Annotated in this window: 24 protein-coding genes, 1 pseudogene and 1 riboswitch; of the genes and pseudogenes, 9 read left to right on the forward strand and 16 right to left on the reverse strand. The window is 68.1% G+C overall.

Annotated features, from left to right (window positions below; all coding sequences use genetic code 11):
- Positions 1 to 64 precede the first annotated feature (64 nt).
- A complete protein-coding gene (locus M3M28_RS08685; RefSeq protein WP_249386082.1) occupies positions 65 to 769 on the reverse strand; it encodes an oxygenase MpaB family protein in 705 nt (234 codons plus the stop codon).
- 72 nt (positions 770 to 841) lie between these two features.
- Positions 842 to 908, forward strand: a riboswitch (guanidine-III (ykkC-III) riboswitch).
- A gap of 12 nt (positions 909 to 920) precedes the next feature.
- Between M3M28_RS08685 and M3M28_RS08690 the strand changes: the two genes are divergently transcribed.
- The 6 genes and pseudogenes from M3M28_RS08690 (at position 921) to M3M28_RS08710 (ending at position 6126) form a co-directional block, all read left to right on the forward strand.
- Positions 921 to 1235: a DMT family transporter gene (locus M3M28_RS08690; protein ID WP_249386083.1), complete on the forward strand. Its 315-nt coding sequence runs from the start codon at positions 921 to 923 to the stop codon at positions 1233 to 1235.
- Positions 1235 to 1543 (forward strand): annotated as a pseudogene (locus M3M28_RS12795) (DMT family transporter); the annotation flags it as partial. The gene M3M28_RS08690 and the pseudogene M3M28_RS12795, both read left to right, overlap by 1 nt.
- A gap of 345 nt (positions 1544 to 1888) precedes the next feature.
- Complete coding sequence (locus tag M3M28_RS08700) at positions 1889 to 3502, forward strand: class I adenylate-forming enzyme family protein (protein ID WP_249386084.1); 1614 nt, start codon at positions 1889 to 1891, stop codon at positions 3500 to 3502.
- Entirely contained in the window at positions 3499 to 3624 is a 126-nt protein-coding gene (locus tag M3M28_RS12735; RefSeq protein ID WP_283255700.1) for a hypothetical protein, read from the forward strand. The genes M3M28_RS08700 and M3M28_RS12735 overlap by 4 nt, the downstream gene beginning before the upstream one ends.
- Positions 3624 to 4913: a beta-ketoacyl-[acyl-carrier-protein] synthase family protein gene (locus tag M3M28_RS08705; RefSeq protein WP_249386085.1), complete on the forward strand. Its 1290-nt coding sequence runs from the start codon at positions 3624 to 3626 to the stop codon at positions 4911 to 4913. Before M3M28_RS12735 ends, M3M28_RS08705 begins: the two co-directional genes overlap by 1 nt.
- 40 nt (positions 4914 to 4953) lie before the next feature.
- Positions 4954 to 6126, forward strand: a complete 1173-nt coding sequence (locus M3M28_RS08710) for an acyl-CoA dehydrogenase family protein (protein ID WP_249386086.1) — start codon at positions 4954 to 4956, stop codon at positions 6124 to 6126.
- An 83-nt stretch (positions 6127 to 6209) separates the two neighbouring features.
- Here the strand turns inward: M3M28_RS08710 and M3M28_RS08715 are convergent, their stop codons facing one another.
- The gene (locus M3M28_RS08715) at positions 6210 to 7859 is read right to left on the reverse strand and encodes an HNH endonuclease (RefSeq protein ID WP_249386087.1); all 1650 of its coding nucleotides are present in this window, start codon (positions 7857 to 7859) and stop codon (positions 6210 to 6212) included.
- Between the two features lie 392 nt (positions 7860 to 8251).
- On the opposite strand from M3M28_RS08715, the gene M3M28_RS08720 reads away from it, so the two are divergent.
- On the forward strand, positions 8252 to 8812 hold the full coding sequence (locus tag M3M28_RS08720; RefSeq protein ID WP_249386088.1) for a GNAT family N-acetyltransferase: 561 nt from the start codon (positions 8252 to 8254) through the stop codon (positions 8810 to 8812).
- A gap of 108 nt (positions 8813 to 8920) precedes the next feature.
- On the opposite strand, the gene M3M28_RS08725 is transcribed toward M3M28_RS08720, so the two are convergent.
- Complete coding sequence (locus M3M28_RS08725) at positions 8921 to 9772, reverse strand: NmrA family NAD(P)-binding protein (RefSeq protein WP_249386089.1); 852 nt, start codon at positions 9770 to 9772, stop codon at positions 8921 to 8923.
- A gap of 283 nt (positions 9773 to 10055) precedes the next feature.
- On the opposite strand from M3M28_RS08725, the gene M3M28_RS08730 reads away from it, so the two are divergent.
- Complete coding sequence (locus M3M28_RS08730; RefSeq protein ID WP_249386090.1) at positions 10056 to 10472, forward strand: hypothetical protein; 417 nt, start codon at positions 10056 to 10058, stop codon at positions 10470 to 10472.
- A gap of 34 nt (positions 10473 to 10506) precedes the next feature.
- Here M3M28_RS08730 and M3M28_RS08735 read toward each other — a convergent pair whose 3' ends face one another.
- The 10 genes from M3M28_RS08735 to M3M28_RS08780 form a co-directional block, all read right to left on the reverse strand.
- A complete protein-coding gene (locus tag M3M28_RS08735; RefSeq protein ID WP_431193840.1) occupies positions 10507 to 11769 on the reverse strand; it encodes an IS30 family transposase in 1263 nt (420 codons plus the stop codon).
- A 75-nt stretch (positions 11770 to 11844) separates the two neighbouring features.
- Entirely contained in the window at positions 11845 to 13308 is a 1464-nt protein-coding gene (locus M3M28_RS08740) for an FGGY-family carbohydrate kinase (protein ID WP_249386092.1), read from the reverse strand.
- An 11-nt stretch (positions 13309 to 13319) separates the two neighbouring features.
- Positions 13320 to 14783: an FAD-binding oxidoreductase gene (locus M3M28_RS08745; protein ID WP_249386093.1), complete on the reverse strand. Its 1464-nt coding sequence runs from the start codon at positions 14781 to 14783 to the stop codon at positions 13320 to 13322.
- Between the two features lie 73 nt (positions 14784 to 14856).
- On the reverse strand, positions 14857 to 15642 hold the full coding sequence (locus M3M28_RS08750) for an SDR family oxidoreductase (RefSeq protein ID WP_249386094.1): 786 nt from the start codon (positions 15640 to 15642) through the stop codon (positions 14857 to 14859).
- Positions 15629 to 16633: an NAD(P)-dependent oxidoreductase gene (locus M3M28_RS08755; RefSeq protein WP_249386095.1), complete on the reverse strand. Its 1005-nt coding sequence runs from the start codon at positions 16631 to 16633 to the stop codon at positions 15629 to 15631. Before M3M28_RS08755 ends, M3M28_RS08750 begins: the two co-directional genes overlap by 14 nt.
- Positions 16630 to 17154, reverse strand: a complete 525-nt coding sequence (fae, locus tag M3M28_RS08760) for a formaldehyde-activating enzyme (protein ID WP_249386096.1) — start codon at positions 17152 to 17154, stop codon at positions 16630 to 16632. Before fae ends, M3M28_RS08755 begins: the two co-directional genes overlap by 4 nt.
- Entirely contained in the window at positions 17154 to 18101 is a 948-nt protein-coding gene (locus M3M28_RS08765; protein ID WP_249386097.1) for a glycine betaine ABC transporter substrate-binding protein, read from the reverse strand. Before M3M28_RS08765 ends, fae begins: the two co-directional genes overlap by 1 nt.
- A 56-nt stretch (positions 18102 to 18157) precedes the next feature.
- Entirely contained in the window at positions 18158 to 18961 is an 804-nt protein-coding gene (locus M3M28_RS08770) for an ABC transporter permease (protein ID WP_249386098.1), read from the reverse strand.
- Position 18962: 1 nt separating this feature from the next.
- Complete coding sequence (locus M3M28_RS08775) at positions 18963 to 19988, reverse strand: ABC transporter ATP-binding protein (RefSeq protein ID WP_249386099.1); 1026 nt, start codon at positions 19986 to 19988, stop codon at positions 18963 to 18965.
- Positions 19985 to 20647, reverse strand: coding sequence for an ABC transporter permease (locus M3M28_RS08780; RefSeq protein ID WP_249386100.1), 663 nt, complete (start codon positions 20645 to 20647; stop codon positions 19985 to 19987). The genes M3M28_RS08775 and M3M28_RS08780 overlap by 4 nt, the downstream gene beginning before the upstream one ends.
- 127 nt (positions 20648 to 20774) lie before the next feature.
- Here M3M28_RS08780 and M3M28_RS08785 point away from each other — a divergent pair, with 127 nt between their 5' ends.
- A complete protein-coding gene (locus tag M3M28_RS08785) occupies positions 20775 to 21623 on the forward strand; it encodes an IclR family transcriptional regulator (RefSeq protein WP_249386101.1) in 849 nt (282 codons plus the stop codon).
- Between the two features lie 107 nt (positions 21624 to 21730).
- Here M3M28_RS08785 and M3M28_RS08790 read toward each other — a convergent pair whose 3' ends face one another.
- The 3 genes from M3M28_RS08790 to M3M28_RS08800 all read right to left on the reverse strand — a co-directional run bounded on the left by M3M28_RS08790 (position 21731) and on the right by M3M28_RS08800 (position 24309).
- Positions 21731 to 22861, reverse strand: coding sequence for a TRAP transporter substrate-binding protein (locus tag M3M28_RS08790; RefSeq protein WP_249386102.1), 1131 nt, complete (start codon positions 22859 to 22861; stop codon positions 21731 to 21733).
- A gap of 75 nt (positions 22862 to 22936) precedes the next feature.
- Positions 22937 to 23851: an NAD(P)-dependent oxidoreductase gene (locus tag M3M28_RS08795; protein ID WP_249386103.1), complete on the reverse strand. Its 915-nt coding sequence runs from the start codon at positions 23849 to 23851 to the stop codon at positions 22937 to 22939.
- A complete protein-coding gene (locus tag M3M28_RS08800; protein ID WP_249386104.1) occupies positions 23848 to 24309 on the reverse strand; it encodes a carboxymuconolactone decarboxylase family protein in 462 nt (153 codons plus the stop codon). Before M3M28_RS08800 ends, M3M28_RS08795 begins: the two co-directional genes overlap by 4 nt.
- Positions 24310 to 24335 lie beyond the last annotated feature (26 nt).

The following is a 24335-nucleotide window of genomic DNA, read 5'->3' on the forward strand; positions in this document are numbered from 1 at the left end:
CGCGGGTTGGCAGCCTGAATCGTGTCAGGTGTGCCTGAGCGGCGGATGCGGGCAGCAGTGGCGCTCAGGCGCGGCGGAACGCGCGCAGCTGACGGCGTACGGGCCAGGTGCGCATCCGGCGGGGCAGGATGCGGTAGATCGGCGTCGTGACCGTCCAGAACAGCTCGACCATGAAGCGGTCCGCGCGGGACCAGCTTGGGTCGAATTCACGTCGAAGCCGCGGCGAGAGCAATTCGAGGGCGACGCGCCAGATCAGCGGCAGCGCAGCGCGGAGCCACCACGGCGCGACGTCGGGGCGCCGCAGGCGCGCGAAAGCGAGGCGGGCGTCGTCGGTGACTCGCGCATCCGCGAGGGCCAACTGCCACCAGGCGTCGAACTCGTCGACGGATGCGGGCCACGCGTCGGCCGGCAGCTGCAGCTCGGTGCCGAGGGTCGCGAAGGTGTAGCGGAGCGCCTCCCGATCTGCGTCCTTGAGCGGGCCGAACGCGCGCTCGTACGCGCGCTCCCCTGCCCAGAGCAGGGTCGCGGCGACCCAGAGCTGCGGTCCGGAGTCGTACGCGCCGGGCACGTGGGCGTGGCGGCGGTTCACGTGGCGGCGTACGATGCGGCGGTCGGCATCGGTGCCGTGCACGACCGCCATGACGTAGTTCAGAGTCTGCTCAAGGCGGCCGAGCGGCGCGGATGCGAACGCGGAGTGGTGGGCCACGCCAGCCGCGACCGTCGGATGCGCGAGCTGCAGCAGAATCGCGGCCCCGCCGCCGACGAGCATGATGCCTTCGGCCGAGAGGGTCTGCCCTCGGCGAAACCTCGCCTCGGAGCGGTCGGGTTTGCTAACCTGGGCGCGAGGCTCGGCATTCGAGCCTGCGGACGAGGGAGCAGTACCCGCAGCACGACAAGACTGACTCATTGAGGAGTCACTCATGATGTGGGTCATATTGGTCGTCTCCGGCATGCTCGAGGCGGTGTGGGCGACCGCGCTGGGCGCGTCGCAGGGATTCAAGAAGCTCTGGCCGAGCGTAGTATTCGTCGTTGCCATGACGGTCAGCATGGTGCTGCTCGCGTATGCCATGACCGAGCTGCCGACCGGCACCGCGTATGCCGTCTGGGTCGGCATCGGCGCGTCGCTGACGGCGCTGTGGTCGATGGTGTCGGGTGCCGAGCGCGCCACGGTGATGCGCGTGGCGCTCATCGTCGTGCTCATCAGCTGCGTCGTCGGACTCAAGGTGGTGTCGTGATGCCTTGGATCATTCTGGTGTTGAGCGGTCTCTGCGAGGCCGTGTGGGCGACCGCGCTTGGCGCGAGCCACGGGTTCTCGGAGCCCGTGCCGACCATCGTGTTCTTCGTGTTCTGCGTCGTTTCGATGCTTGGGCTCGGCTGGGCGGTGAAGCACATTCCGATCGGCACGGCGTATGCCGTGTGGACCGGCATCGGCGCCGCGCTCACCGTGACGTGGGCGATGGTGACCGGGGCCGAGGCCGTGAGCGTCTGGAAGGTCGTGTTTCTGGTCGGCGTCATCGCCGCCGTCGTCGGGCTGAAACTCGTGCCGAGTCCTTCTGCTGAGTCGGCGGCAGAGTCGGAGGATGGCTTCGCGGTTGCTTCAGCTGCTGGCTCGACGGCCACATCGGCGGCAAGTTCCGCGGTGGGCTCAACTGCTGAATCAGCGGCGAAGTCTAAGACCGAGCGCGCGGCCGGGTCGCCGAGCGGGGATGCGCATCCCGGCCCTTCGGCGAACGATGACGCACGCCAGCGCGACGCCTAACTCAGCCGCCGCGACGCTTCCCTAGAGTTCGCCCCGAATCTCGGCAACACCTGTGTCCACAGGGATACAGTGATGGTTTGTGCGGTGCCCGTTGCGGCGACCGCGCGGGGCGATTCCAGGAGGTCACGGGTGCCGATTACCGGCAAAATCCTCGAGGTCGCGCAAGCGCATCCCGAGCGGCTCGCGATCGTTGGTGCTGAGGCACGCATTACCTATGGCGAACTCGCCGAAGACGGCCGTCGCGTGCGCGCCGTCGTCGAGCACCTGAGGGATGCGCATCCGCCAGTGAGCGTTCGCTTGCGGTCGCGCGAGTTGCCCGGCCGCGCTGAGTCGCCGTCGGGCCTTCAGCTTGTCGACGAGACCCCGGCAGCGGAACCGAGCGAGCGTTCGGGCGTCGATCACGTCGATGCCCGCGCCCAGCCGGTCGTGGCGGTGAGCAGCACCGACGCGTTCCACACGGCGCGCATCATCGCGGGGCTCGCGGGGTTTGGCTGTGTTTCGGCGACGATCGATCCACGCTGGCCGCTCGAGCATCAGGTGCGCGTCGTGCTCGGCACCGGCATCTCGGTGCTCGTGAGCGACTCGGATGCGCTGCGCGACGCCCTCGCACGCGCCGGCTGGGCCGGTGCGCAGGTTTCGCTCGACGAGTTTCGTCGGCTTGAGCGCAAGCTGCCGCCGGCCGGGGCGCCGTCGGTGCGGGCGGGCGACGAGCCGTTCCTGATGCTGTTTTCTTCGGGCACGACGAGCAATCCGAAGGCCTTCTTGAAGACGCGGGCGCAGTACCGCGCGAACTTCGCCGTGTCGAGCGCCTACCTCGAGCCGCTGCCGGGCGTCGCGACGCTCGCGCCCGGGCCGCTGAGCTATTCGCTGACGCTGTACGCGCTGGTCGAGTGCCTCGCGTCGGGCGGATCCTGCCACGTCGCGGATACCTTTGACGCGCTCGCCGCCTCGCGCCGCATCGCCGACGAGGGCGTCACGCGGGTCGTCGCGGTGCCGGCGGTGATCGAGTCGCTCGCGCTCGTCGCCCGCCGCTCCCCCGAGCGTTTTGCCGGGGTCGAGCTGCTGGTGGCCGGCGGCGCGAACCTGTCGGCGCGCATCCGTTCTGCCGTTGCCGGGGCGCTGCCCGGTGCCCGACTCGTGAGCTACTACGGCGCCGCTGAGATCGGGTTCATCGGCGACAGTCGCGGCGGCGACGGCACGGCGATCACGCTCTACGACGGCATCGAGGCGCAGGTGCGCGGGCCGCTCGGCGACGTGCTGCCCGACGGCGAGATCGGCGAGCTCTGGATTCGCGCCGACGCCTGCTCCGACGGCTACCTGCCCGCGACCACCGACGAGCAGCTGCGCGACACCGAGGGCTGGGCGACGGTGCACGATCAGGCACGGCTTCGCGGACGGCAGCTCGAGTTGCTCGGGCGGGCCGGCGACATTGTCGTGACGGGCGGGCACAAGGTGTCACTGCCCGAGGTCGAGCGAGCGTTTGAGCTGCTGCCCGGCGCGGATGCGGTGTGCGCCGTCTCGGCGCCCGACGCGAGTCTCGGCAGCGTCATTGCGCTCGTGCTCGAGGGGGCGGATGCGCCAGACAAGGCGACGGTGCTCGCGTATGCCCGCGAGCGCTTGGCGCCGCAGTTCGTGCCGCGTCGCGTATATCGCGTTGGCGAGCTACCGCGCACCGTCGGCGGCAAGGTTCGCCGCGCGGCGACGGCCGAGCTGGTTGCCGGCGGCGAGGCGGTGCGGCTATGAGCGCGACGCGGATGCTCGGCATCGGCAGGCGCGCCGGTGTCGCTAAGGCCGGGGTGGCGGCCGTCCCGAACACGACCGGCGAGACAGCCGTCATCGACGCGGCCAGCGAGGCGGTGCGGTGATGAGTGACACGCGGAGAGGGCGGCGCGCTGCGGCGTCGGTCGGGCGGCGCGAGGTCGTCGTGACCGGCGTCGGTGCGGTGACGCCGAGCGGGCGGAGCGCGGAAACGACGTGGCAGAGCGTGCGCGAGGGGCAATCGGCGATCACGCGCCTCGAGGGCGACGTGTTCGACAAGTTGCGGGTGCGCATCGGCGGGCAGGTGCGCGGCTTCGACGGCTCGAAGCTGCTGCCGCCGCGCGAGGCTCGCCGTCTTTCGGATGTGCTGCTTTGGGCGATCGCTGCCGCCGACGAGGCGATGGCGCAGGCCGACCCGCCGATGCCCGCCGGCAGCGAGTACGGCTTCTCGGTGATCGCGGCGACCGGATCGGGCCCCGTGGAGGCGATGCAGAACGCGACCATCGCGATCGCCGAGGCCGGGCCACGCGCGGTGCCGGCGGCGCTCGCGATGCACGGGGCTCCCGACGCCGCATCCGCCCTGCTCAGCGAACGATACGGCGCTCTCGGCGCGGGCGGCGCCATCTCGGCAACCTGCGCGAGCGGCGCGATGGCGCTCGGCGAGGGGCTGCGGCGCATCCGTCACGGCTATGCCGACACGGTGCTGGTCGTCGGATACGAGGACTGCCTCAACCCCATCAACCTGTCGTCGAACGCGAACCTGCGCGCCCTCGCGAGCGGCTACGAGGACGCGCCCGAGACCGCGAGTCGCCCGTTCGATGCAGGTCGGAGCGGATTCGTCATGGCGCAGGGCGCGGCCGCGATTTTGCTCGAGTCGAAGGATGCCGTGCTCGCCCGCGGCGGGCGGCCACTCGCCGAGCTCGCCGGGTTCGGCGCGGCGTCGGATGCCCACCACCCGACGGCACCGCATCCCGAGGCTCGGGGCGCAATCGCGGCGGTGCAGGCGTGTCTCGCCGACGCCGGCGTACGGCCCGGCGAGGTGGAGCACATCAACGCGCACGGCACCGGCACGAAGCTGAACGACGAGATGGAGGCGCTCACGTTCGAGCGAGTCTTTGGCGATTCGCTCGCCGGGCTGCCCATCTCGGCAACCAAGTCGTCGACCGGGCACCTGCTCGGCGCATCCGGCGTGCTCGAGGCAGTGTTGGCCGTGCAGACAATGCGCGACGGCGTGCTGCCGCCGACCCTGAACCTCGACGAGTCGGCGTTTCCGCAGCTTGATGTCGTGACGTCGCCCCGCCAGGCCGCCGTGGCGAGCGTGCTGTCGACCTCGTTCGGATTCGGCGGCCACAACGGCGCCGTGCTGCTGCGCGCCGCCGACGCGGACGGACACTGAATTTGTAAAGCGATGAGTCTGTTGAGGAAGAGGGGCCAAATTGTCTGATCGTGAAGCGCGCCATGCCGAGCTGGCCGAGCGGTATCTGCCGCAGGAACGCCTTGAGCGTTTCCGAGTCCGTGCCGACGAATACGACCGCGAGAATCGCTTCTTCGCCGAGGACTTCGAGGAGCTGCGCGACGCCGGATACCTGCGCCTGTTCGTGCCCGAGGAGTTGGGCGGCCCGGGGCTCTCGCTGAATGAGGTGTCGCGGTTGCAGCAGCGGCTCGCGACGGCGGCGCCGGCAACCGCGCTCGGCATCAACATGCACCTCGTGTGCACGGGCGTTGCCCGCGCCCTGTTTGAGCGCGATGACCGCTCGCTGCAGTTCGTGCTCGAGGATGCGGCGGCCGACGAGGTGTACGCGTTCGGCATCAGCGAGGCCGGCAACGACTGGGTGCTGTACAGCTCGAATACCGAGGCGGCGCCCCAGCCCGACGGCGGATATCTGCTGACCGGCACGAAGATCTTCACCTCGTTGTCGCCGGTGTGGACGCGGCTCATCACGCACGGCAAGGATGTTTCGGGTGCCGAGGACGCGACGATCGTGTACGGCGTGGTCGATCGGTCCGAGGATGGCATTTCGGTGTCGTCGCACTGGGATCCGATGGGCATGCGCGCGACGCAGAGCCGCTCGACGAAGCTGGATGCGGTGCCGCTGCGCGCCGATCGGGTCGTGCGGCGGTTGCCCGATGGGTTGAACCCCGACTCGCTGCCGTTCGCGATCAACGCGAATTTCCAATTGCTGATTGCGTCGGTGTACGCGGGGCTCGCGGCGCGGGCGCTCGAGGTCGGTGCGGCGGCGCTGCGCGGCAAGTCGTCGGCGAAGGCCGAGTCGAGCTTCGCGGAGATTCCGGAGTTTCGGGTTCGGCTCGCGGATGCGGCGATGCAGCTCGAGGCCGTGCCCGCGCAGTTGGAAACGTATACGCGCGAGTTCGATGAGTTGGTCGACCACGGTCGCGCCTGGCCACGGAAGTTCGTGAGCGCGAAGCTCAACGCCACCGAGGCCGCGCGGTCGAGCGTTGAGGCGGCGTATCGATGCGCGGGCGGCCGAGGCTTCGACAACGGGACCGAGTTGAATCGCCTGTATCGGGATGCGCTGGCCGGCATGTTCCACCCTTCCTCGTGGGATGTGGCGCGGCCGATGTTCGCGGCGGCACTGCTCGACGACTGACGTAAGTGGGGCCCGCACCGATCGACGGTGCGGGCCCCAAATGCGCAGCGGCATGCTGCTCGAGGCGGAGTTCTCCCCCGGTGTTACCAGCCGCGCCCGACGGTCTCGGGTAGCGGGGTCGGTGGATGCTCGAACCGGTACCCGATGTCGAAGCGTTTGCGCCCGCCAAGGCGCGGCTCCTGCGTCCAATCCAGATGCTCGGGCGGGATGAACCACACCGTGCCACCACCCCGCGACTTTTCACGCGCGACTTGTTCCGGGGGTCCGGGCTCGTGCGTGATCCGGACATCCCACCCCTCATGCACCCGGTGATGACACGAGGTACATAACAAGATCCCGTTATCGAGATCCGTGGTGCCGTCGTGGGCTTTCCACCACTCAATATGGTGCGCCTCCGTCATCCCGGGCGGCAGGCCACAGAACGCGCACCCGCCATCGCGCTCGACCAGCGCGAGGCGCTGCGCCCGCGAGAAGTGCCGGTGCTCCCGACCCAGGTCGAGCACTTCACTGTCGCCACCGAGCACGACGGGAATGATGTTCGCCGCCGCCGCCCGACGACGCAGGTTGCCCGCGTCCAACATCGCCCCAGCCTCGGACTCGGCTGCCTCGCCCTTGCCCGTGAGGCGGTCTCGCAGGCCGTCGGCATGCATCCGAATCAGCACCGTCGTCGTCACCCCGGGCACCTCGTCCTGGTCGCACCCCAGGAGGTGCTTGCAGGCCTCAACGAGCGCGTCGGCCTGCATCTGCGCAATCGACCGCGTGTCCTGCTCCACCGCAACCGGCGCAGTACCATCGTCGACCGCAACCGGCTCAGCACCGTCGTCGACCGCGACCGGCTCCCCGCCGCCGGTCGGACGGAACATCACCGTCGACCCCGCGACCTCACCATCGGTCGGGAGTTCGGGGTCGCCCTTCACATTGTGGCCCCGCGAGGTACGCAGCGCGTTCGTCGTGTACGACTCGAAGAACTTCGCCACATACATGCCCGACTCCGGGTCAAGCTTCGCCTTCACATGCAACATGCCCGTGTCAGGGTTGGTGTGCATCTTCACCGAACGCTCCCGCCGCTGCTTCCGGAACGACGGCTCCAGCCCGTCGGGGTCGAGTTGCGCCTCGAGTCGGGCCTCGACTTTCCGGAAATCGGGCAGACGCATGCCGCTCTTCGCGACCTCCACAATCTCCCGCTCCCCCTCCGCGAGTTCTTCCTCAAGCACGCGCGGTGCCATGCGGCGGCGGAGTTTCACGATCTCGTTCGCGTGCGCGATGCCGAGTTCGCCCGCTTGCAGCGCGCCCGCGACATGCGGCGCCCGCGGCACATCACGCTCACCATTCCAGCGTTCTTGGCCAACGACGTCCTTCCCAATACGTACATACGCGTCGGCATCACGCTTCTCGGTGCGCAGGCTCTCGGCAACGAGATCACCCGCGTCGCGGCAGCCGTGGCGGCGCGCCAACGCGTCCTCGCCCCGCGTCACGTCGGAGCGCACCGCGACCTCGTTCGCGACCACCGCGACCGCTGCACCCAGCTGGCGCTGCAGCGCGCCAAGGTGCTGGAGGAAGTCGATGACGTCGGCGTCATCCGCCGCGGTCAACGAGTACGCGAGGTCTTCCGACGAACCGCGCCCGTGGGTGAGGGATTCCCACGACCCCATTAACTCGGTGAACTTCGTGCGCAGGCGGCCCGCGTGGGAGTGGTCGGCGAACGAGAAGTCAGAAAAATTGGAGACGGACATCGGAATCACCTCCTCGGGCGACTGCATCAGTGCGTACTTTTATTCTACGAGATACACGCGGCAAGTCAATATGTTTAGTATGTATGTTCGAAGCTGGCTCCCAGGTTCGCGATTTCTCGCGCCTACCGCTGACCCCTGTGGACACCGGTTTCCTACTACGAACTCATTGTCACCCGAGCAACCGACACGACCGAGGCGCCTCGGAGTCACGGTGAGCAAGATCCTCTGGCCGACGACCGAGCTAGCCGGGCATCCCGTTCCGCACATGCCTGCCGCCTCCGCCCGAGAAATCAAATGCATGCCCCACCGGCGCACGCCCCAACGCAGCTGGACCAGCGCGCGTGCATGCCACACGACGGGGTCGCGGTACTGCCGAGCTATATATTCGACTCATGGGTGAGGAGCTTGCTGCCACGTCGGATCTCGACGACATTCGGCTCGACCCACCGGCACTGCGCGACGTCCAAGCGATTCACGAAATCTATGGAGATCCGCGAGTTTGGGGGCACCTCCCCTCCGGCCGACACACGAACCTCGAAACCACCGCGGCCAAGGTCAGCTCATGGATCGATGCATGGCAACGCGACGGCCGGGCCGCGTGGATCGTTCGCGACGCAACCACCGGAGCTGTCCTCGGGCACGTCGGCTGCTCCGTGCGGCGCAGAGCCTTCTGGAACCTGGGATACCGGCTCTCGGTCGAGGCACAGGGACGCGGCATCGCCACCCGCGTTTCGATGGTGGCAATTCGTCGCGCGATGCAGGTCAACCCAGACCTGCCCATGGTCGCCTATCTGTTGGAGCACAACCATGCGAGCGCCCGGGTCGCCGAAAAATGCGGACTAACGCTGCAGCACCGAGGCCCAGACGCCGGCAATCCCGACCCGAACGCGATCCGCTTGATCTACGCCGACCGAGCTTTGTCGAGCGAGCAACTCCGCGCCGCGCTGGCCTGAAGCCAGCGGCGTCGCCTCCGATCCGGCCCCGCGCATCCGCCCGGAAACTCAACGCCGCCCCGCCTCGCAACCAAGCGAGACGGGGCGACCCGAAGCCCTACCCGAGCGCTACACCCAGGCGGCGAGCACGTCGCGCAGCGGCGTCGTCGGGCGGCCGATGAGCTGCGACAGCTCGCGCGACGAGCTGTCGAGCGCGCCGCCGGCGATCGCCTGGTTCATGCCGGCAACAAAGCCGGCGCTGCCCTCGTCGAGGCCCGCGGCCAGCAGCTGCGCGCGGTCTTCATCGGCCGAGATCGCCTGGTAGGCGACGGGCTGGCCGAGCACATCCGCCTCGACCGCGGCGAAGTCGGCGAAGGTCCAGGCGTCGTCGCCGGCGAGCTCGTAGGTCTTGCCCGCGTGGCTCGCGTCGGCGGCCACGACCGCGGCGGCCTCGGCGTAGTCGGCGCGGCTCGCGGTGGCGAGCTTGGCATCGCCGACGCTGTTCGCGATGGTGCCCGAGCGGCCGATCTCGAAGTCCCGCTGGTGGTTCTCGGTGTACCAGCCGTTGCGCAGAATCGTGGCCGGGATGCCCGACTCGGCAATGAGCTGATCGGTCGCGACGTGCTCGGCCGCGAGCGCGAGCTCCGACGTGTCGGCGCGAAGCAGCGAGGTGTAGACGAGGTGCTGCACGCCGGCCCCCTTCGCGCCGTTGATCGCGTTGGTGTGCTGCGGCATGCGCTGTCCGGGAACGCTCGTCGAGACAAGCACGACCGTCTCGGCGCCCTCGAGCGCGGGAGCAACCGCAGCGGCGTCATCGAGGTCGACCTGGGCCGTCTCCACGCCCTTCGCGGCAAGTTCGGCGAGTCGCTCGGTGTTGCGGCCGAGGGCGCGGATGGTGCCGGCGTCGGTGCCGCGAGCGATGAGCGAGTCGATGATGTGTGCGCCGAGCTGGCCGGTTGCGCCGAATACTGCGATGGTCATGCGGGAACTCCTTCTGTGGCGGTGATGCCTGGTCCACAGACGGTAACCACCGAGCCGAGAATTGCATTCCGCTGCAAGTAAAAAAACTTCCCGCGAGTTTTCAACGGGATCCGGGGCCTCAGCTGGCTGCGACCTCCACGGCCGCGCTCATTGCTGGATGCGGCGGTAAGTTTCAGCGGGATGCGCCGACAGCTCGCCAGCGGCTTCGCCCAGCCAGTTGCGGCGAATGCCCGGCCCTATCGCCCGCCGAAACGCGCGCCTACGACCCTTCCGGAGCGCCGCGGTGATCGACGTCGCCAAGCAACGTCCAGACGGCACGCGACAGGCTCGGATGCCGCTGCGCGATCTGTCGGAACAGCTTCGCGTCGATGCCGTCGGCAGTCGTGCCGAGCTGGGCGGCTCCGTCCTGGCGCGTCTGCGCAGCAAGCCGCGCGAGCTGATATTCGGCGTGAAGTCCCTGCTCTTCGAGGGCTTCGTCGCGCAACATAAGAACAGTGAGTTCATCGACGCCTGGCTCCTCGGCGACGACGTGCGCCGGGTCTTCGCCCGCGCGAACACGGCGCTCGATCTTGCTTTCGCGTTCGAGTTTCGCGAGTTCGCGGAGTTGGGTAATCGAAGTGCTCACGGAAAAATTGTAGAACTCCTGCCCGCGCCTATTCACCCCAATTTCGCCGCCCGTCCCGTCACCTCAGGGGGTTGAGTGGTCGTTTTTTGTGGTACTGGCACTGGGGTGTTCAGTCGGTGAGTGCAACTCCATCGATGAGTTGTTGGAGTCTTTCAGCTGGCGTGTAGCCCTGCAACACGACACGGGGCCGGGAGTTCAGACTGTCTTGAACGGCTTGGAGTTCCTGGTCCGTGATCGTGTTGAAGTCAGTGCCCTTCGGGAAGTCCCACCGCAATTGGCCATTCAAGTTCTCGTTACTTGGCCGCTGCCATGGCGAGTGCGGATCGCAGAAGAACACGGGGCATCCGGTCGCGACCGTGAACTGTCGATGCTGCGCCATTTCCGTGCCCTGGTCCCACGTCACTGACGCGCGCACCGCGGCCGGGAGTCGTTCGACCATGCTCGTGAGCACATCGATCACGGTCTGCGAGTCCCGCGCTCCGGGGAGTCGGCCGATCAGGCACACCCGACTCGCGCGTTCCATCAATGTCACGATCCCGGAATTGTTCGGCCCGACCACGAGGTCGCCCTCCCAATGCCCGGGTACCGCGCGGCCGGCGTGTTCGGCCGCGAGTTGCTCGTCGCGGTCCGCGAGCCGGTATCCGTCCAGCCACGGCCGGGAGTTGCGTGGAGGGAGTTTCGATTGAGGTTTGCGGCCGGTGCGGCCCGACCGTAGTGCTTGCGCGACGGTGAGTTCGTGGCGCAGCCCGCTCGTGCCTTGGACGTACAAGGCTTGATAGATCGCTTCGTGACTGATCCTCATGGCCGCATTCTCCGGGAACACGACCGGCAGGCGCGCGGCGATCTGGGGCGGGGACCATTTCTTGTTGAGGTAGCCGATGACCACGTCCCGTAACGGCGTGTTCGTGTCGAGTTTGCGGGGTTTCGGGCGGGCGCGGGCATGTTCTGCACGGTACTGCGCCAACTTGGCGCTGTACTGGTGTTGTGTCGTCCCGCTCGTGTCGAGCGTGAGCTGGGAGCGACGGATTTCTCTGGACACGGTTGCCGGGGAGAACCCGATCAGCTTCGCGATCCGGGCCTGGGACAGGCCTTGTTCCAGGCCGAGCTGGATCAGCATCCGGTCGCCGAGTTGGAGGCGGCGCCCGTGCCCGGTCGGCGGGAGCGTGTCCGGGTCGAGCGGGGTGGGGAACACGACCGGGGAGCGGGTCGCGCTTGGTCGTCCTTGTTGCATGCGTACTCCTGCCCATCGAAGCCAACGCGACAACGTTGCCATGCCCAGGCCCGGACACTGCTGTCGCAGTGCCCGGGACCGTGCCGGGATCCCGTCCAGCACCAACTCGATCACGCGTACGCGGTACGCCAGTGGATACATACCAACTCCCTGAACTTCAGGGAATTGCACTCACCCCACGAACCCGCCACCGCCAGAACTACAAAAAACGACCACTCAACCCTCTGAGAGGAGAGCGCGTAAGCCTGTCGTGAGGTGGGCGTGGTGGAGCGCGAGGGGGGCGTAGGCCGACGCGAGCGTCGGGTCGGGGGGCGTGACGCTGCCCCAGCGCACCATCGCCGAAGTGGCCGCCGCAAAGTCGGGGTGGATGCCGCTGCCGACGGCCGCGCACATCGCGGCACCGAGCCCGGCCGAGTCGGTCAGCTCGGGCACCCGCACCGACACGCCAAACAGCGCCGCGAAAAGTTCCACGAGCAGCGGGTTCTTCGCCCCGCCGCCGCTCAGAATCACGCTGTCGACCGGCCGCCCCAGCTCCAACGCCGCAGCGACCACGTTGCGGTGCATCGTGAACGCGATCGCCTCGAGCACCGCCCGAAACAGCTCGCCGCGATGCTGCGAACCGTCGAAGCCGATGAACGCCCCGCGCCACTCGGGATGCGCATCCGGCGCCAGCCAGTCGAGCACCGCCACGAGCCCGCCCGAGCCGACCGGTGCATCCGCCGCGAGCCGCGTCAGCGACTCCTCGTCGGCGTCGCCGAAGAGGTCGCGCAGCCAGCTCACCGTCCACATGCCCCGGCGAATGCCCTCCGACTCAAACAAGAAACGGCCAGGCTCCGCCGCCGCGTTCACCCAGAACGCGTCGCCATCGGGCGCAAACGCGTCGCCGACGACCATGCCCGTCACGTACGTCCCGAGCGACACGAGCGCGGCCCCCGTATCCGCGAGCCCAGCCCCGAGCGCCTCGACCGCCTTGTCGTTCGACGTCGCGAACACTGCGACGCCAGCGGGAAGCCCGGTCGCCGCCGAAGCAGCAGCCGTCACAAAACCCAGCGACTCCCCCGGCTGCACGAGCTCAAACAGCTGCTCGCGCGCGACCCCAAAGGCCGCGAGCGCATCCGCCCCCAGCCACGCTCCCCGCGCGGCATCGACCGGCCACGCGCCGAGATAATTGCCGGCCGTATCGACCGCCTGCCCGGTCAACCGATGCGTCAGGTACCCCGAGCATGTCGTCACGAAGAACTCGTCGGCCGACTCCGCGACGTGCGGACGCCCGACGCGCACGTCCATCCAACTCATCATCGGCCGCGCGAGCGTGCCGTCGCGCCGCAAGACCGCGCGGCAAAAGCGAATGCCGCACAGCCCCACGGCGGCAATCGCCGCATCCGCAGACAGCTCATGCATCGCCGCCCGGCTCGCGCGCGCCACCGCATCCCACACGTCGTCGTCGGGGTGCATCCACTCGCCCGCGCCCCCGGCGACATACGGCTGCAGCGCCGCGCGCCCCTGCGCAACCACCTCGCCGTCGCCCCGAAACACCGTGACCTTCGCCGACTGCGAACCGCAGTCGATCCCGACGATCAGCGGTTTGGATGCGGAGCCCGGGCCACCCGCGGATGCGCCAGCCGGGTTCGTCCCGAACGCGCCGGCCGGGTTCGTCCCGGACGCGCCAGCCTCGCTCACCCCACCACGACTCACTCGACCCCCGGATAAATCGTGCCGAAGTTCATGATCCCCTCGGAGTCGAGCCCGCGCTTGAGCACCTCGAGCAGCGCGTACGCCGAACCGTGCTCCTCGAGCGTCCACGGCGTGCGGTACTTTCCGATGCCGTGGTGGTGCACCATCGATCCGCCGTGGCGCAGCGCCTCCTCGACGATGATCGCGTTGAGCGGCACGTGGTACTCGGCGATCTCGTCGCGCGGCTCGACCTGAATGCGGTAGTCGTACACGAAGTAGAGGTTCGTGCCACTCTGGTACGAGTGCGAGGAGTGGCCGCCGAGCAGCGTGAGATCTGCGGCCCGCGGAAACTCGGTGCGGATGCGCGACATCACGGCCTCGAACAGGTTCTTCACCTGGCTCCAGTTCACCGAGACCTCGGTCGTGTAGCCGAGCTCGTGGTGCTCGAGCATGTGCTCGACCTCGGCGTCGATCTTGTCCTGGCCCCAGTTGAGCCCGTCGAACCAGGCCTCGATGAGCGCCGGGTCGACCCGCTCGTGCGGCACCTCGGCGAAGATCTCCTCGATGCCCGCGGCCGTCGCATCGGCGACCCCGCGCGGGCCCTCGGCCACGAACACGACCACGGCCTTGCCGTCGGCGAAGTGCGAGAAGTGCTGCCCCGCATCCTCTTCGGAGTACACGCGCGCGACCGACGGCCGGTAGCCCTCGACGATGACCCGGCGCAGCGCCTCGGTGCCCACCGGCAGCGAGTCGACGAGGTAGCCGAGAAACCGCAGGTTCTCGGGCTGGTAGGCGAACACCTTGATCGTCACCTCGGTGATGAAGCCGAGCGCGCCCTCGTTGCCGATCGCGAGGTGGCGAATGTCGGGCCCGGCAGCGCGCCGCGGCACCGACTTGATGCGCACGACGCCGGTGTCGGGGAACACCGCCTCGAGCCCGAGCACCATGTCTTCGATGCCGCCGTAGAGCGTCGAGAACTGGCCGATCGACCGCGTCGCGACGAGCCCGCCGTACTGCGCGAGCGGCTTCGACTGCGGCGAGTGGCCGGTGGTCAGGCCTCGCTCACGCAGCACGTCCTCGAGGTGCTGCAGCGGCACGCCGCACTGCACCGTCACGGTCATGTCGGTCTCGTTAATGTCGAGAATCTCGTTCATCTGCGAGCCGTCGAGCACGATCGAGTCGGCCACGACAGTCTCGAGCCCGCCCTCGGTCGCCGTGCGCCCGGTGCGCGGCACGACGTTGATGCGGTGCGCCTTCGCGAACTCGAGCACGCGCGCAACGTCGTCGGTCGAGCGCACGTAGGCGATCACCGACGGGAACGGCCCGTCGAAGATGCCGTGCGCGGCCGAGTACTTCTTGAAGCGGTCGACGCTCGCGGCGCGAAGCGTATCGCGGTCGGTGTCGAGCTGGGATGCGCCGAGAATTTCGGCGAGGCCGGTCACGATCTCGGGGGCGGATAGGTCAGCGCGGGACGCCACCATGGTTGATCTCCATTTCGGGTCGAGCAGTTGAGTGAAAACAGTTGGGAAGTAAAGAAGAAAAGAACGGATGCGCCTACCGCACGAGATACCCGCCATCGACCGACAACACGTGGCCGTTGACGTAGTTCGAGGCGTCGCTCGCGAGAAACACGAGCGGGCCCATGAGGTCGCGCACCTCGCCCCAGCGCCCGGCCGGGATGCGGTCGAGGATGCGCTGGTTCTCGCCCGGCTTGCTACGGGTTTCGGCGGTGATCGCCGTCGCGAAGTAGCCCGGCGCGAGCGCGTTCACCTGAATGCCGTGGGCGCCGAGCTCGTCGGCGTAGGCCTTCGTGAGACCCGCGATGCCGTGCTTCGTCGCGGCGTAGGCCGGCGAGTCGAGCCCGCCGAGGAAGGTGAACAGCGACGCGATGTTGATGATCTTGCCGCTGCCGCGCGGAATCATGTGCTTCGCCGCGAAGTGGCTCAGCTCGAACGCGGCCGTGAGGTTCACCGCGAGCATCGGGTCCCACTCGGCCCGACCGAACTCGGTCACCCCGCCAAGCCGCACGATGCCGGCCGAGTTGACCAGCACATCCAGCTGCCCAAACTCGCGTACGCACTCGCCGATCACCCGCTCGGGCACGCCCTCGTCGGTAAGGTTCGCGACGGCGCAGCGCACCTCGCCGCCGCCGGGGCGCACGAGCGCGGCGGTCTCCCCCGCATCCTCGAGCACCGATGGCACGTAAACGTTCGCCCCGGCGTTCGCGAGCGCGACCGTGAAGCCCTGCCCGAGCCCGGTGTTGCCGCCGGTCACGAGCGCGGTCTTGCCCGCGAGCGAAAAGAGGTCGAGCGAGAAGTCGGTGAGGTCAGCCTGCGACATGCGGCATCTGCCCTTCTGTCAGGGTCACGGTCTCGTGCACGGTGCCCGGCCCGGCGGCGCCGACCGGCTCGCCGAGCTGCGGCAGCCGAAGCTCGCGGCGCATGAGGTCTTCGTAGAGCTTGAACGGCGTCATCTCACCCGCGGTCGGCCCGTACTGGGCGAGCGCGCGCCGGTAGACCTGTTCGACGAGGCTCGAGAGTTCGACCGGCACGCCCACCGAGCGGGCGAGGTCAATCGACAGCCCGAGGTCCTTGCACGCGAGCGTGATCGCGAAGCCCTCGTCGTAGTCGCCCTGGTTGAGGATCGACAGCACGTCCTGCTCGAGAAAGTTGCTGCGCGCCGGGCTCGCGATGAGCGCCGACCGCAGCACGCCGAGGTCGACACCGGCCGAGGCCCCGATCGCGAGCACCTCCGACGTTGCGACGAGGTGCGAAAACCAGAGCTGGTTGATGAGCAGCTTCACGGCGTAGCCGGCGCCGGCGCCGCCCACGAGGAAGATGCGCTCGGGGTCGCCCATCGCCTCGAGCACGGGCCGCACCCGCGCAAATTCGGCGGCCTCGGCGCCGACGAAGATCTGCAGCGTGCCGTTCGCCGCGCCCACCGACATGCCGCTCACCGGCGCGTCGATGAGCACGAGCCCGCGGTCGAAGAACTCGGCGCGAATCGTGGCGAGCACCTCCGGCACCGAGGTCGACATGTCGATCCACGTGCCGCCGTCGCGAATGCCGGCCAGGATGCCGTGCTCGCCGCGGGCGACCGCGTCGACGATTTTCGGGGTGGGCAGCATCGTGATGACGATGTCGCTGTTCGCGGCGACCATGCGCGGGTCTTCCGCCCACGTGGCGCCGCGCGCCACCAGTTCATCGGCCGCTTCGGGCCGCGCGTCGGTGACGATGAGCGGGAAACCCGCTCGCAGGATGTTTCGGGTCATGCCCGAACCCATATTGCCGAGACCGATAAAGCCGATCACCGGCAGGTCCGAAGTGGTCATTCAGGCTCCTCAGCCGTCGTTTCGGGGGTATAGAAGGGGTTGCTCGGATGCGCGCGGGCGGCGAGTACGTCGCCGAGCGCTGGGAGCTGGGTCGCGCCGTTGCGCAGCGCGGTGCGCGTGGCGGTGCGGTTGTTTTGGTAGACGGTGTCGGCGTCGTCGGCGCCCGGATTGACCCAGACGGCCGCGATGATGACCGTCGAGTCGACCTCGGCTTCGGCGATGACGCCATCGGCGACAGCGTCGGCGACGCCCGCCGCGACGCCCGCCTGCGCCGGCCCCCAAATGTGGTTGCCGTGCGCGTCGTCGGCGGGCGCCGACTTCGTGACAAAGAGGGTGAAGGGCTTCACCGGCAGCGAGGGCGCGAGCACCGCGACGAAGGGCACGTGCCCCGCGCTCGGCGAGGCGAGGGCGCCGGCCCAGGCCGAGCCCGCGGGCCCCTCGCGGTCGCCGAACACGGTGTTGATGTGCGCCGCGTTGACGCCCTCACCGACGAACGATTCGCCAAGTTGCAGGGCCGTCACTAGATGAGTCCGTTCTCGGTGAGGAAGTCGATCGCGACGTCCTGCGGCTCTTCGCCGTCGACGTCGACGCGCTGGTTGAGTTCCTGCATGACCTCGGTGGTGAGCAGCGGGGTCAGCTCGGCCAGCACATCCGCCACCTCGGGGTATTCGTCGAGGATCGACTGCTGCATCGTGAATGCGCCCTGGTAGGCCGGGAAGAACTCCTGGTCGTCCTCGAGCACGGTGAGGTTGAGGGCAGGGATGCGGCCGTCGGTCTCGAAGACTTCGCCGAAGTTGCAGTCGGCGCCGTCGGCGGTGGCCGTGTAGATCACCCCGGTGTCGAGCATGACGACATTGCTGTCGGGCACGTCGATGCCGTACGCCTCCGAGAGGCCGGGCCAGCCGTCGTCGCGCGTCGAGAACTCGCTCTCGATGCAGAACGTCTGCTCCTCTTCGGGCAGCGCGGCGATCTCGCTGAGCTTCGTGATGCCGAGTTCGTCGGCCTTCTCGGCGCGAATCGCGAACGCGTAGGTGTTGTTGAAGTCGGCCGGGTCGAGCCAGGCGATGCCGTTCTCGGCGTCGGCCTCCTTGATCGCCTCGAACTGGGCCTCGACGCCCTGCACCGGCTCGGTGTTACCGAGGTAGGTGATCCACGCGGTGCCGGTGTACTCCCAGTAGCCGATGAACTGGTCGTTCTCGAGCGCCTGGCGCACGTTCGTCGAGCCGACGAGGTCGGTGTTCGCGGTGAGGTCGGCGCCGTGGTGGTTGAGCAGCTCGGTGGTCATGTGGGCGAGGATGTACTGCTCGGCGAAGTCCTTCGAGCCGACCTCGCCGGTGAGGCCCGAGAGCTCGTCGCTCGCGGGCTCGGTCGAGCCCCCGCCGCCCGAACAGGCGGTCAGGGCGAGCATGGCGACCGCGGCGACGGCCGCGATGCGCGAGGTGCGCTTGAGGGTGGCGTGCTGGTTCATGAGGGGTCCTTTCACGTGCCGACCCCGGGCAGGTCGGCGGCTCATTGCGGGGTGGGTTAGCGACGCGATTTCGCGTCGTCGGGGGTGACGGCTTCTTCGATGAGGCCGGCGATCCAGTCGATGAAGATGGCGATGGCGGCGACGAGCACGGCGCCCGTCAGCAGCACCGGGAAGCGCTGGAGTTTGAGGCCGTTGACGATCATGTCGCCGAGGCCGCCGGCGTTGATGAAGGTGGCGACGGTGGCGACGCCGACCGCGAAGACGAGGGCGGTGCGCAGGCCGGCGAGGATCACCGGCACGGCGAGCGGAAGTTCGACGCGGAAGAGCACCTGCGCTGGCCGCATGCCCATGCCTCGCGCCGCCTCCTTCATGTTCGGGTCGACCTGCTCGAGGCCGGTCATGGTGTTTCGCAGCACCGGCAGGAACGAGTAGGCGACGAGGGCGATCAGCGCGGTCGAGAAGCCGGTCTGCCACCAGATCGCGAGCAGAATCACGAGACCAACGGCCGGGGTGGCCTGGCCGATATTCGCGATGCCGATGATGATCGAGCGCACGATCGGCGACTTCGTGCGGCTGACGAGGATGCCCGCGGGGATCGCGAGCACGGCGACGAGCACCGAGGCGAGGATCGCGAGCACGAGGTGTTCGCGGATGCGCGCGCCGATGTAGTCGGCGTTGAGCGTGCGCTGCTCGATCGAGTCGAGTTCGAGCGACGACACCCACAGCCACAGCGCGAGCAGGCCGATCGCGATGATGAACAGCGGGATGAGCTTCTTCAGCACCCGGCTCGCGCCGCCCTTGCGCGCGGGTTGCTGCGAGAGCGGGATGCTCGTGGTCGGGCTTTCGATGACGCTCGGCACGTCACTCACCCGACCCTGGCTGCGCATCCGAGCCCCGCAGCGCCGCGGAGATCTCGGCGTAGGCGACCGAGCCGGCCGGTGCCCCGTCGCGCACGACGTTGACGGCCGGCTCGCCCGTGACGACGAGGGTGTCGAGCGCGTCGCGGAGCGTGAGGTTCGCGTCGACCGTGCCCGACACATCCGCCCGTACCTGGCCGAGCGTCGAGCGGGCGATCGGCACGAGCGCGAGCCGCTTCAGCGCGGCGCCCGAGCCGATGAACGATTCGACGTAGTCGTTCGCGGGGCGCGCGAGGATCTCAGCCGGGGTGTCGAACTGCTCGATCTTGCTCTGCTGCCCGAGCACCGCGATGCGGTCGCCGAGGCGAATCGCCTCCTCGAAGTCGTGCGTGACGAAGATGATCGTCTTGCCGACGTTCGCCTGAATCTCGAGGAACTCCGACTGCAGCCGCTCGCGCGTGATCGGGTCGGTCGCGCCGAACGGTTCGTCCATGAGCATGATCGGCGGGTCGGCCGCGAGCGCGCGGGCGACGCCGATGCGCTGCTGCTGGCCACCCGAGAGCTGGCGCGGGTAGCGCGTGGCGAAGGTGCCCGGGTCGAGCTCGACCGTGGTGAGCAGCTCTTCGACCCGGTCGGCGATGCGCGACTTTGACCAGCCGAGCAGCTTCGGCACGATGCCGATGTTCTCGGCGATGGTCATGTGTGGGAACAGGCCGATCTGCTGAATGACGTAGCCGATGTGGCGGCGCAGCTCGTTCGGGTCGAGCGAGAGCACGTCTTCGCCGCCGATCTTGATCGAGCCCGAGGTGGGTTCGATGATGCGGTTGATCATCTTCATCGTCGTCGTCTTGCCGCAGCCACTCGGGCCGACGAAGACGACGAGCTCGCCCGGGTTGACGCGCATGTTGAACTCGTTGACGGCGGGGGCCTGTTGGCCGGGGTAGATCTTCGTGACGGCGTCGAGCTCGATGTCGACTGCGCCGCCTGACGAAGCGATGCGGTCAAGCACTGCGGTGTTGGAGGAAGTCATTTGAGCCCCTTCGAGGTCGTGAGCCGAATCAGAATGTTGAAGGCGCCGTCGAGAATCAGCGCGACGATGATGACGCCGACGGTGCCGACGAGTGCGTAGTTGAGGGCGTGGGCCGAGCCGAGCGACGAGAGGCCGCGGAAGATGTACTGGCCGAGCCCGGGGCCGGCGACGTAGGCCGCGATGGCGGCGATGCCGACCGCGAGCTGGGTGGCGACGCGGGCGCCGGTGAGGATCACCGGCCATGCGAGGGGCAGCTGCACCGTGAGCAGCGCGCGCAGGTCGCTCATGCCGACGCCGCGGGCCGACTCGAGCACCGCGGGCGACACCTCGCGGAGGCCGACCGCGGTGTTGCGGATGATCGGCAGCAGCGCGTAGATGACGAGGGCGACGATGGTGGGGCCCCAGCCGAGGCCGAGCACCGGGCTGAGCAGCGCGAGCACCGCGAGCGAGGGCACGGTCATGAGGATCGCGGCCGTCGAGATCGACAGTTCGCGCCAGAACGGCCGCTGCCAGACGAAGATGCCGATGAGCATGCCGACGATGAAGGCGATGAAGACCGACAGCAATGTCACGGCGAAGTGTTCGCCGATGAGCACCAGAATGTCGCTCCACCTGGACTCGAGAAAGTTCATCAACCTCTCGAAAGAAAACCCGCTCATGAGCACCTCGGTCTCGTCGTTGAGAGTGCGCGACCACGCACGAATGCCGTTGCCTCGAAGGTAGCAACGAAGGTAAATAACAACAACAAGTGTTGCAACTATGGCAACTGCGTGTTTCGATGGCGACATGTCAACGACGACGAACACGCGACGAAATAGCTCAGGGCTGGCTCGAGATCTCGAGATTCTCGAGCTGCTTGCCGGCGAGGATGCGCAGGGCGAGGCCGGGCTCGGGGTCACGGCGATCGCGACCGCGACGGGGCGCGACAAGGGCGCGATCTCGCGGGCGCTCGCGACGCTCGGCCACTTTGGTTTTGTCGAGCGCATCGAGGAGTCGCGCACGTATCGACTCGGGCCGCGGATCTTCGCGATGGCGAGCCGCTCGGCCGAGACGGCGCTGACCCAGCGCATCCGGCCCGCCCTGCGGCAGATCGCGCTGGCGACCGGCGAGACGAGCCACCTCTGCGTGCTGCGCGGCGGCAATGTGCTGACGATCGCGAGCGAGCTGAGCCCGCACCAGATTCGCACGAACGGGTGGGAGGGCGTGACGACGTCGGCTTGGCGCACGCCGTCGGGGCGCGTGCTGCTCAGCGATTGGGATGCGGCGTCGATTACGCGTTGGTACGGCGAGCACGGCACGGATGCGCCGGTGCTCGACGACGACCCCCGGGCGATGTATCCGATTCTCGACGAGCCGACGCACGAGCGCGTGCTCGTGCGCGATCTCGAGAGCCTGCTCGCGCAGGTGACGCTGATTCGGCAGCAGGGCTTCGCGCTGTCGGATGAGGAGCTCGAGTCGGGCGTCGTCGCCGCGTCGGCGCCGATTCGCGACTTCACGGGGCACGTGATCGCGGCGATCAACGTGAGCGGGCCGCGCAGCCGCATGGCGAGCCGGCTACACCAGCTCGGCGTCTACGTCGCCGAGTCGGCCGACCGCCTCTCCACCCACCTCGGCTTCACCCCCTCCGCCAACTAAGTAAGGGGGTTGAGTGGTCGTTTTTTGTAGTGCTGGCGGCGCCAGCACTACAAAAAGTGACCACTCAACCCCCTCTCAGCCCCCATGGGTGGGGCCGGGCGGGTGGGTTAGCGTTCGGCGAACTGGTCGACGCAGTCGATGGTGGCGTCGTCGTATTCGGCGTCCTCGTACTTTGCGTAGGCGGCCTTGTAGGCGTCGAGGAACGAGCCCGCATCCTCAAGGCCGTAGCTGCCGGCGATCTCTTCCCAGCTTGCCTCGGCCGAGTCGCCGACCTGGTCCTGCCATTCCTGCGTGGCCGACTCATCCCAGGCCGTCACCGAGTCGACGTCGGGCGAATCGAGCATTTCCTGGCACTGGCCCGCCGCCGAGCCGTTGAAGGCCGCGATGGCCTCTCCCCCATTGAACTCGGCCGTGACCTCGTCGACGATCTGCTTGAGGTCGTCGGGCAGGCTGTCGTAGGCGCTCGCCGAGAACCACATGCCGAAGGTCGAGTACTGGCCGATTCCCGGGTCGACCCAGTTCGGAATCAGCTCCATCAGGCGGTAGTTGACCGGGAAGTCGATGGCGCCCGCGGTCGAGTTGATCACGCCGCGCTCGACCGATTCATAGGTCTCGCTCGCGGTGATGGCGTTGATGTTCATGCCAGCGTCCTGCAGCACCTCCTGAATCACGGGGCCCGAGGCGCGCGCCTGCAGCCCCGAGAGGTCGGCGACGCTCGTGGTCTGCTCCATCGTGCCGATGAGCAGGCGACCAACCGGCCAGGCCGAGACGTAGTGCAGGCCCGCCGAGTCCATGCTCGCGATCGCCGTTTCGTTCGTCGTGTGCAGCTCGTAGAGCGCCGCCGTGACGGCCTGCGAGTTCTGGTTGATGAACGGGATGCCGACGACGCTCAGCGTCGGGAAGTACTGCGGCGTGTAGTCGGGCACGGTGACGCCGATGTCGGCGCGGCCGTCACGCAGGCACTCGACGACCTCGGGCGCGGCGCAGATCGCCTCAGCCGTGGTGCGTTCGATCGAGATGCGACCGTCGCTCGCCTCCTCGAGGCGATCGAGGTACCAGTCCTGAGCCGCGGCGTTCGGCGTGCCGTCGGTGGCCGCCGTTGCCAACGTGAAGGTGTACTCGGCGGCACCGTCGCCGCCCGAGGCCCCGTCGGAGCAGCCGGCGAGCAGCAGCGACGACGTGGCCGCGGCCACGAGTGCGTAATACGCGCCTTTCCGGCGACTTTTCATTCTCAACATGAGCGCATTCCTTTCATCCCCGAATTCGGGCGTCGACTCTGACGCCACCGAATTCGGGGTTAATTCATTGGGGAGTTATCGCAAATTCCAGTAGTTATAGGCTTCGGTGTGGTCCACATTGCCAAGTTCGGTGAGCGCATCGTCGAGCGCGCCCACGACGGCGGCGCACACCGGGGCCTCGTGCTCGGCGGCCGCCTGCACGGCCTGCGCGATCTTGACGTCCTTCGTCATGAGCGGCAGCGCGAAGCCCGACGCAAACGCGCCGTCGACAATGTGCGGGCCGAGTACATTCAGCGTGACGAAGCTCTGCCCGGTCGAGTTGTTGAAGATGTCGACCATCGTCTGGCGGTCGAGCCCGAATCGTTCGCCCGAGATGAGCGCCTCGCTCGCCGCGGTATAGGCGGCCGCAGCCACGAAGTTGTTCAGCGCCTTCATCGCGTGGCCGGTGCCGAGGGCCCCGGTGCGATAAATCTGCGCGCTCATCGCGTCGATGACCGGGGTCGCACGGGCGATCGCCGCATCGTCGTTGCCGCCGAGCATGATCGCGAGCGTGCCGCTGAGCGCGCGTTCCTTCGCGCCCGACACCGGCGCATCCACGAGGTGCACGCCCGCGGCGCTCAGCACCTCGCCGGTCGCGAGGGTGTCCTGCGGATTCGACGAACTCATGTCAACGACGACCGTGCCTGGCCGCAGCGGCAGCCGGAGGGCCGGCCCCGCGCCGCTGTCGTCGACGAGCACGCTCCGCACGATCTTGCTCGTCGGCAGCATGAGCACGATGACGTCGCACTCGGCCAGGCCGGCGGCGTCGTCGAGGGCGGATGCGCCGATCCGGTCAGCGACCGCGTGCGCGCGCCCCGCATCCTCGTCGTATACGCGCAGGTCGAAGCCGGCCTTCGCGATGTTCGCCGACATCGGCTCGCCCATGGTGCCGAGGCCGACGAAGCCGACCTTGGTGGCGGTGTCGCCGTTCGGTGTTGAAGAGGTGGTCATGCTTGCCCAGCCTTTCCGCTCGTCGCATCGGCCAGTGTGTCATCGCCGTCACGGTGCGATTCGCCGTCGAGCTCGAACGTCAAGCCCTGCTCATCCAGTATCTCTTCAAGCGCGCGAATTCCCTCGACGGCGCCGGGGATGCCGATGTACAGGATCGAATGCACGATAAGTTCGCGCAGCTCAAGCGGCGTAACGCCATTCGCGAGGGCACCGCGAATATGAATGCGAATTTCGTGCGACTTGCCCTGCGCGATGAGCATCGCAAGGGTGATTTTGCTTCGATCTTTCAGCGCGAGACCAGGCCGCTGCCAAATATCGCCGAAGCAGACTCGGGTGACGAACTCTTGAATCTTGTCATTCACATCCGTCGTGTGTTCGACCTGGTCTTCGGCGCCCTGCACGCCAAACATATTCCGGCGCTGCGCCAGGCCGATTTCATACAACTCGTCTCGCTGCATATTGCTTCCTCTCGATTCGGGTCATT

This window comes from Gulosibacter sediminis (genome assembly GCF_023370115.1).
GTDB lineage: Bacteria > Actinomycetota > Actinomycetes > Actinomycetales > Microbacteriaceae > Gulosibacter > Gulosibacter sediminis_A.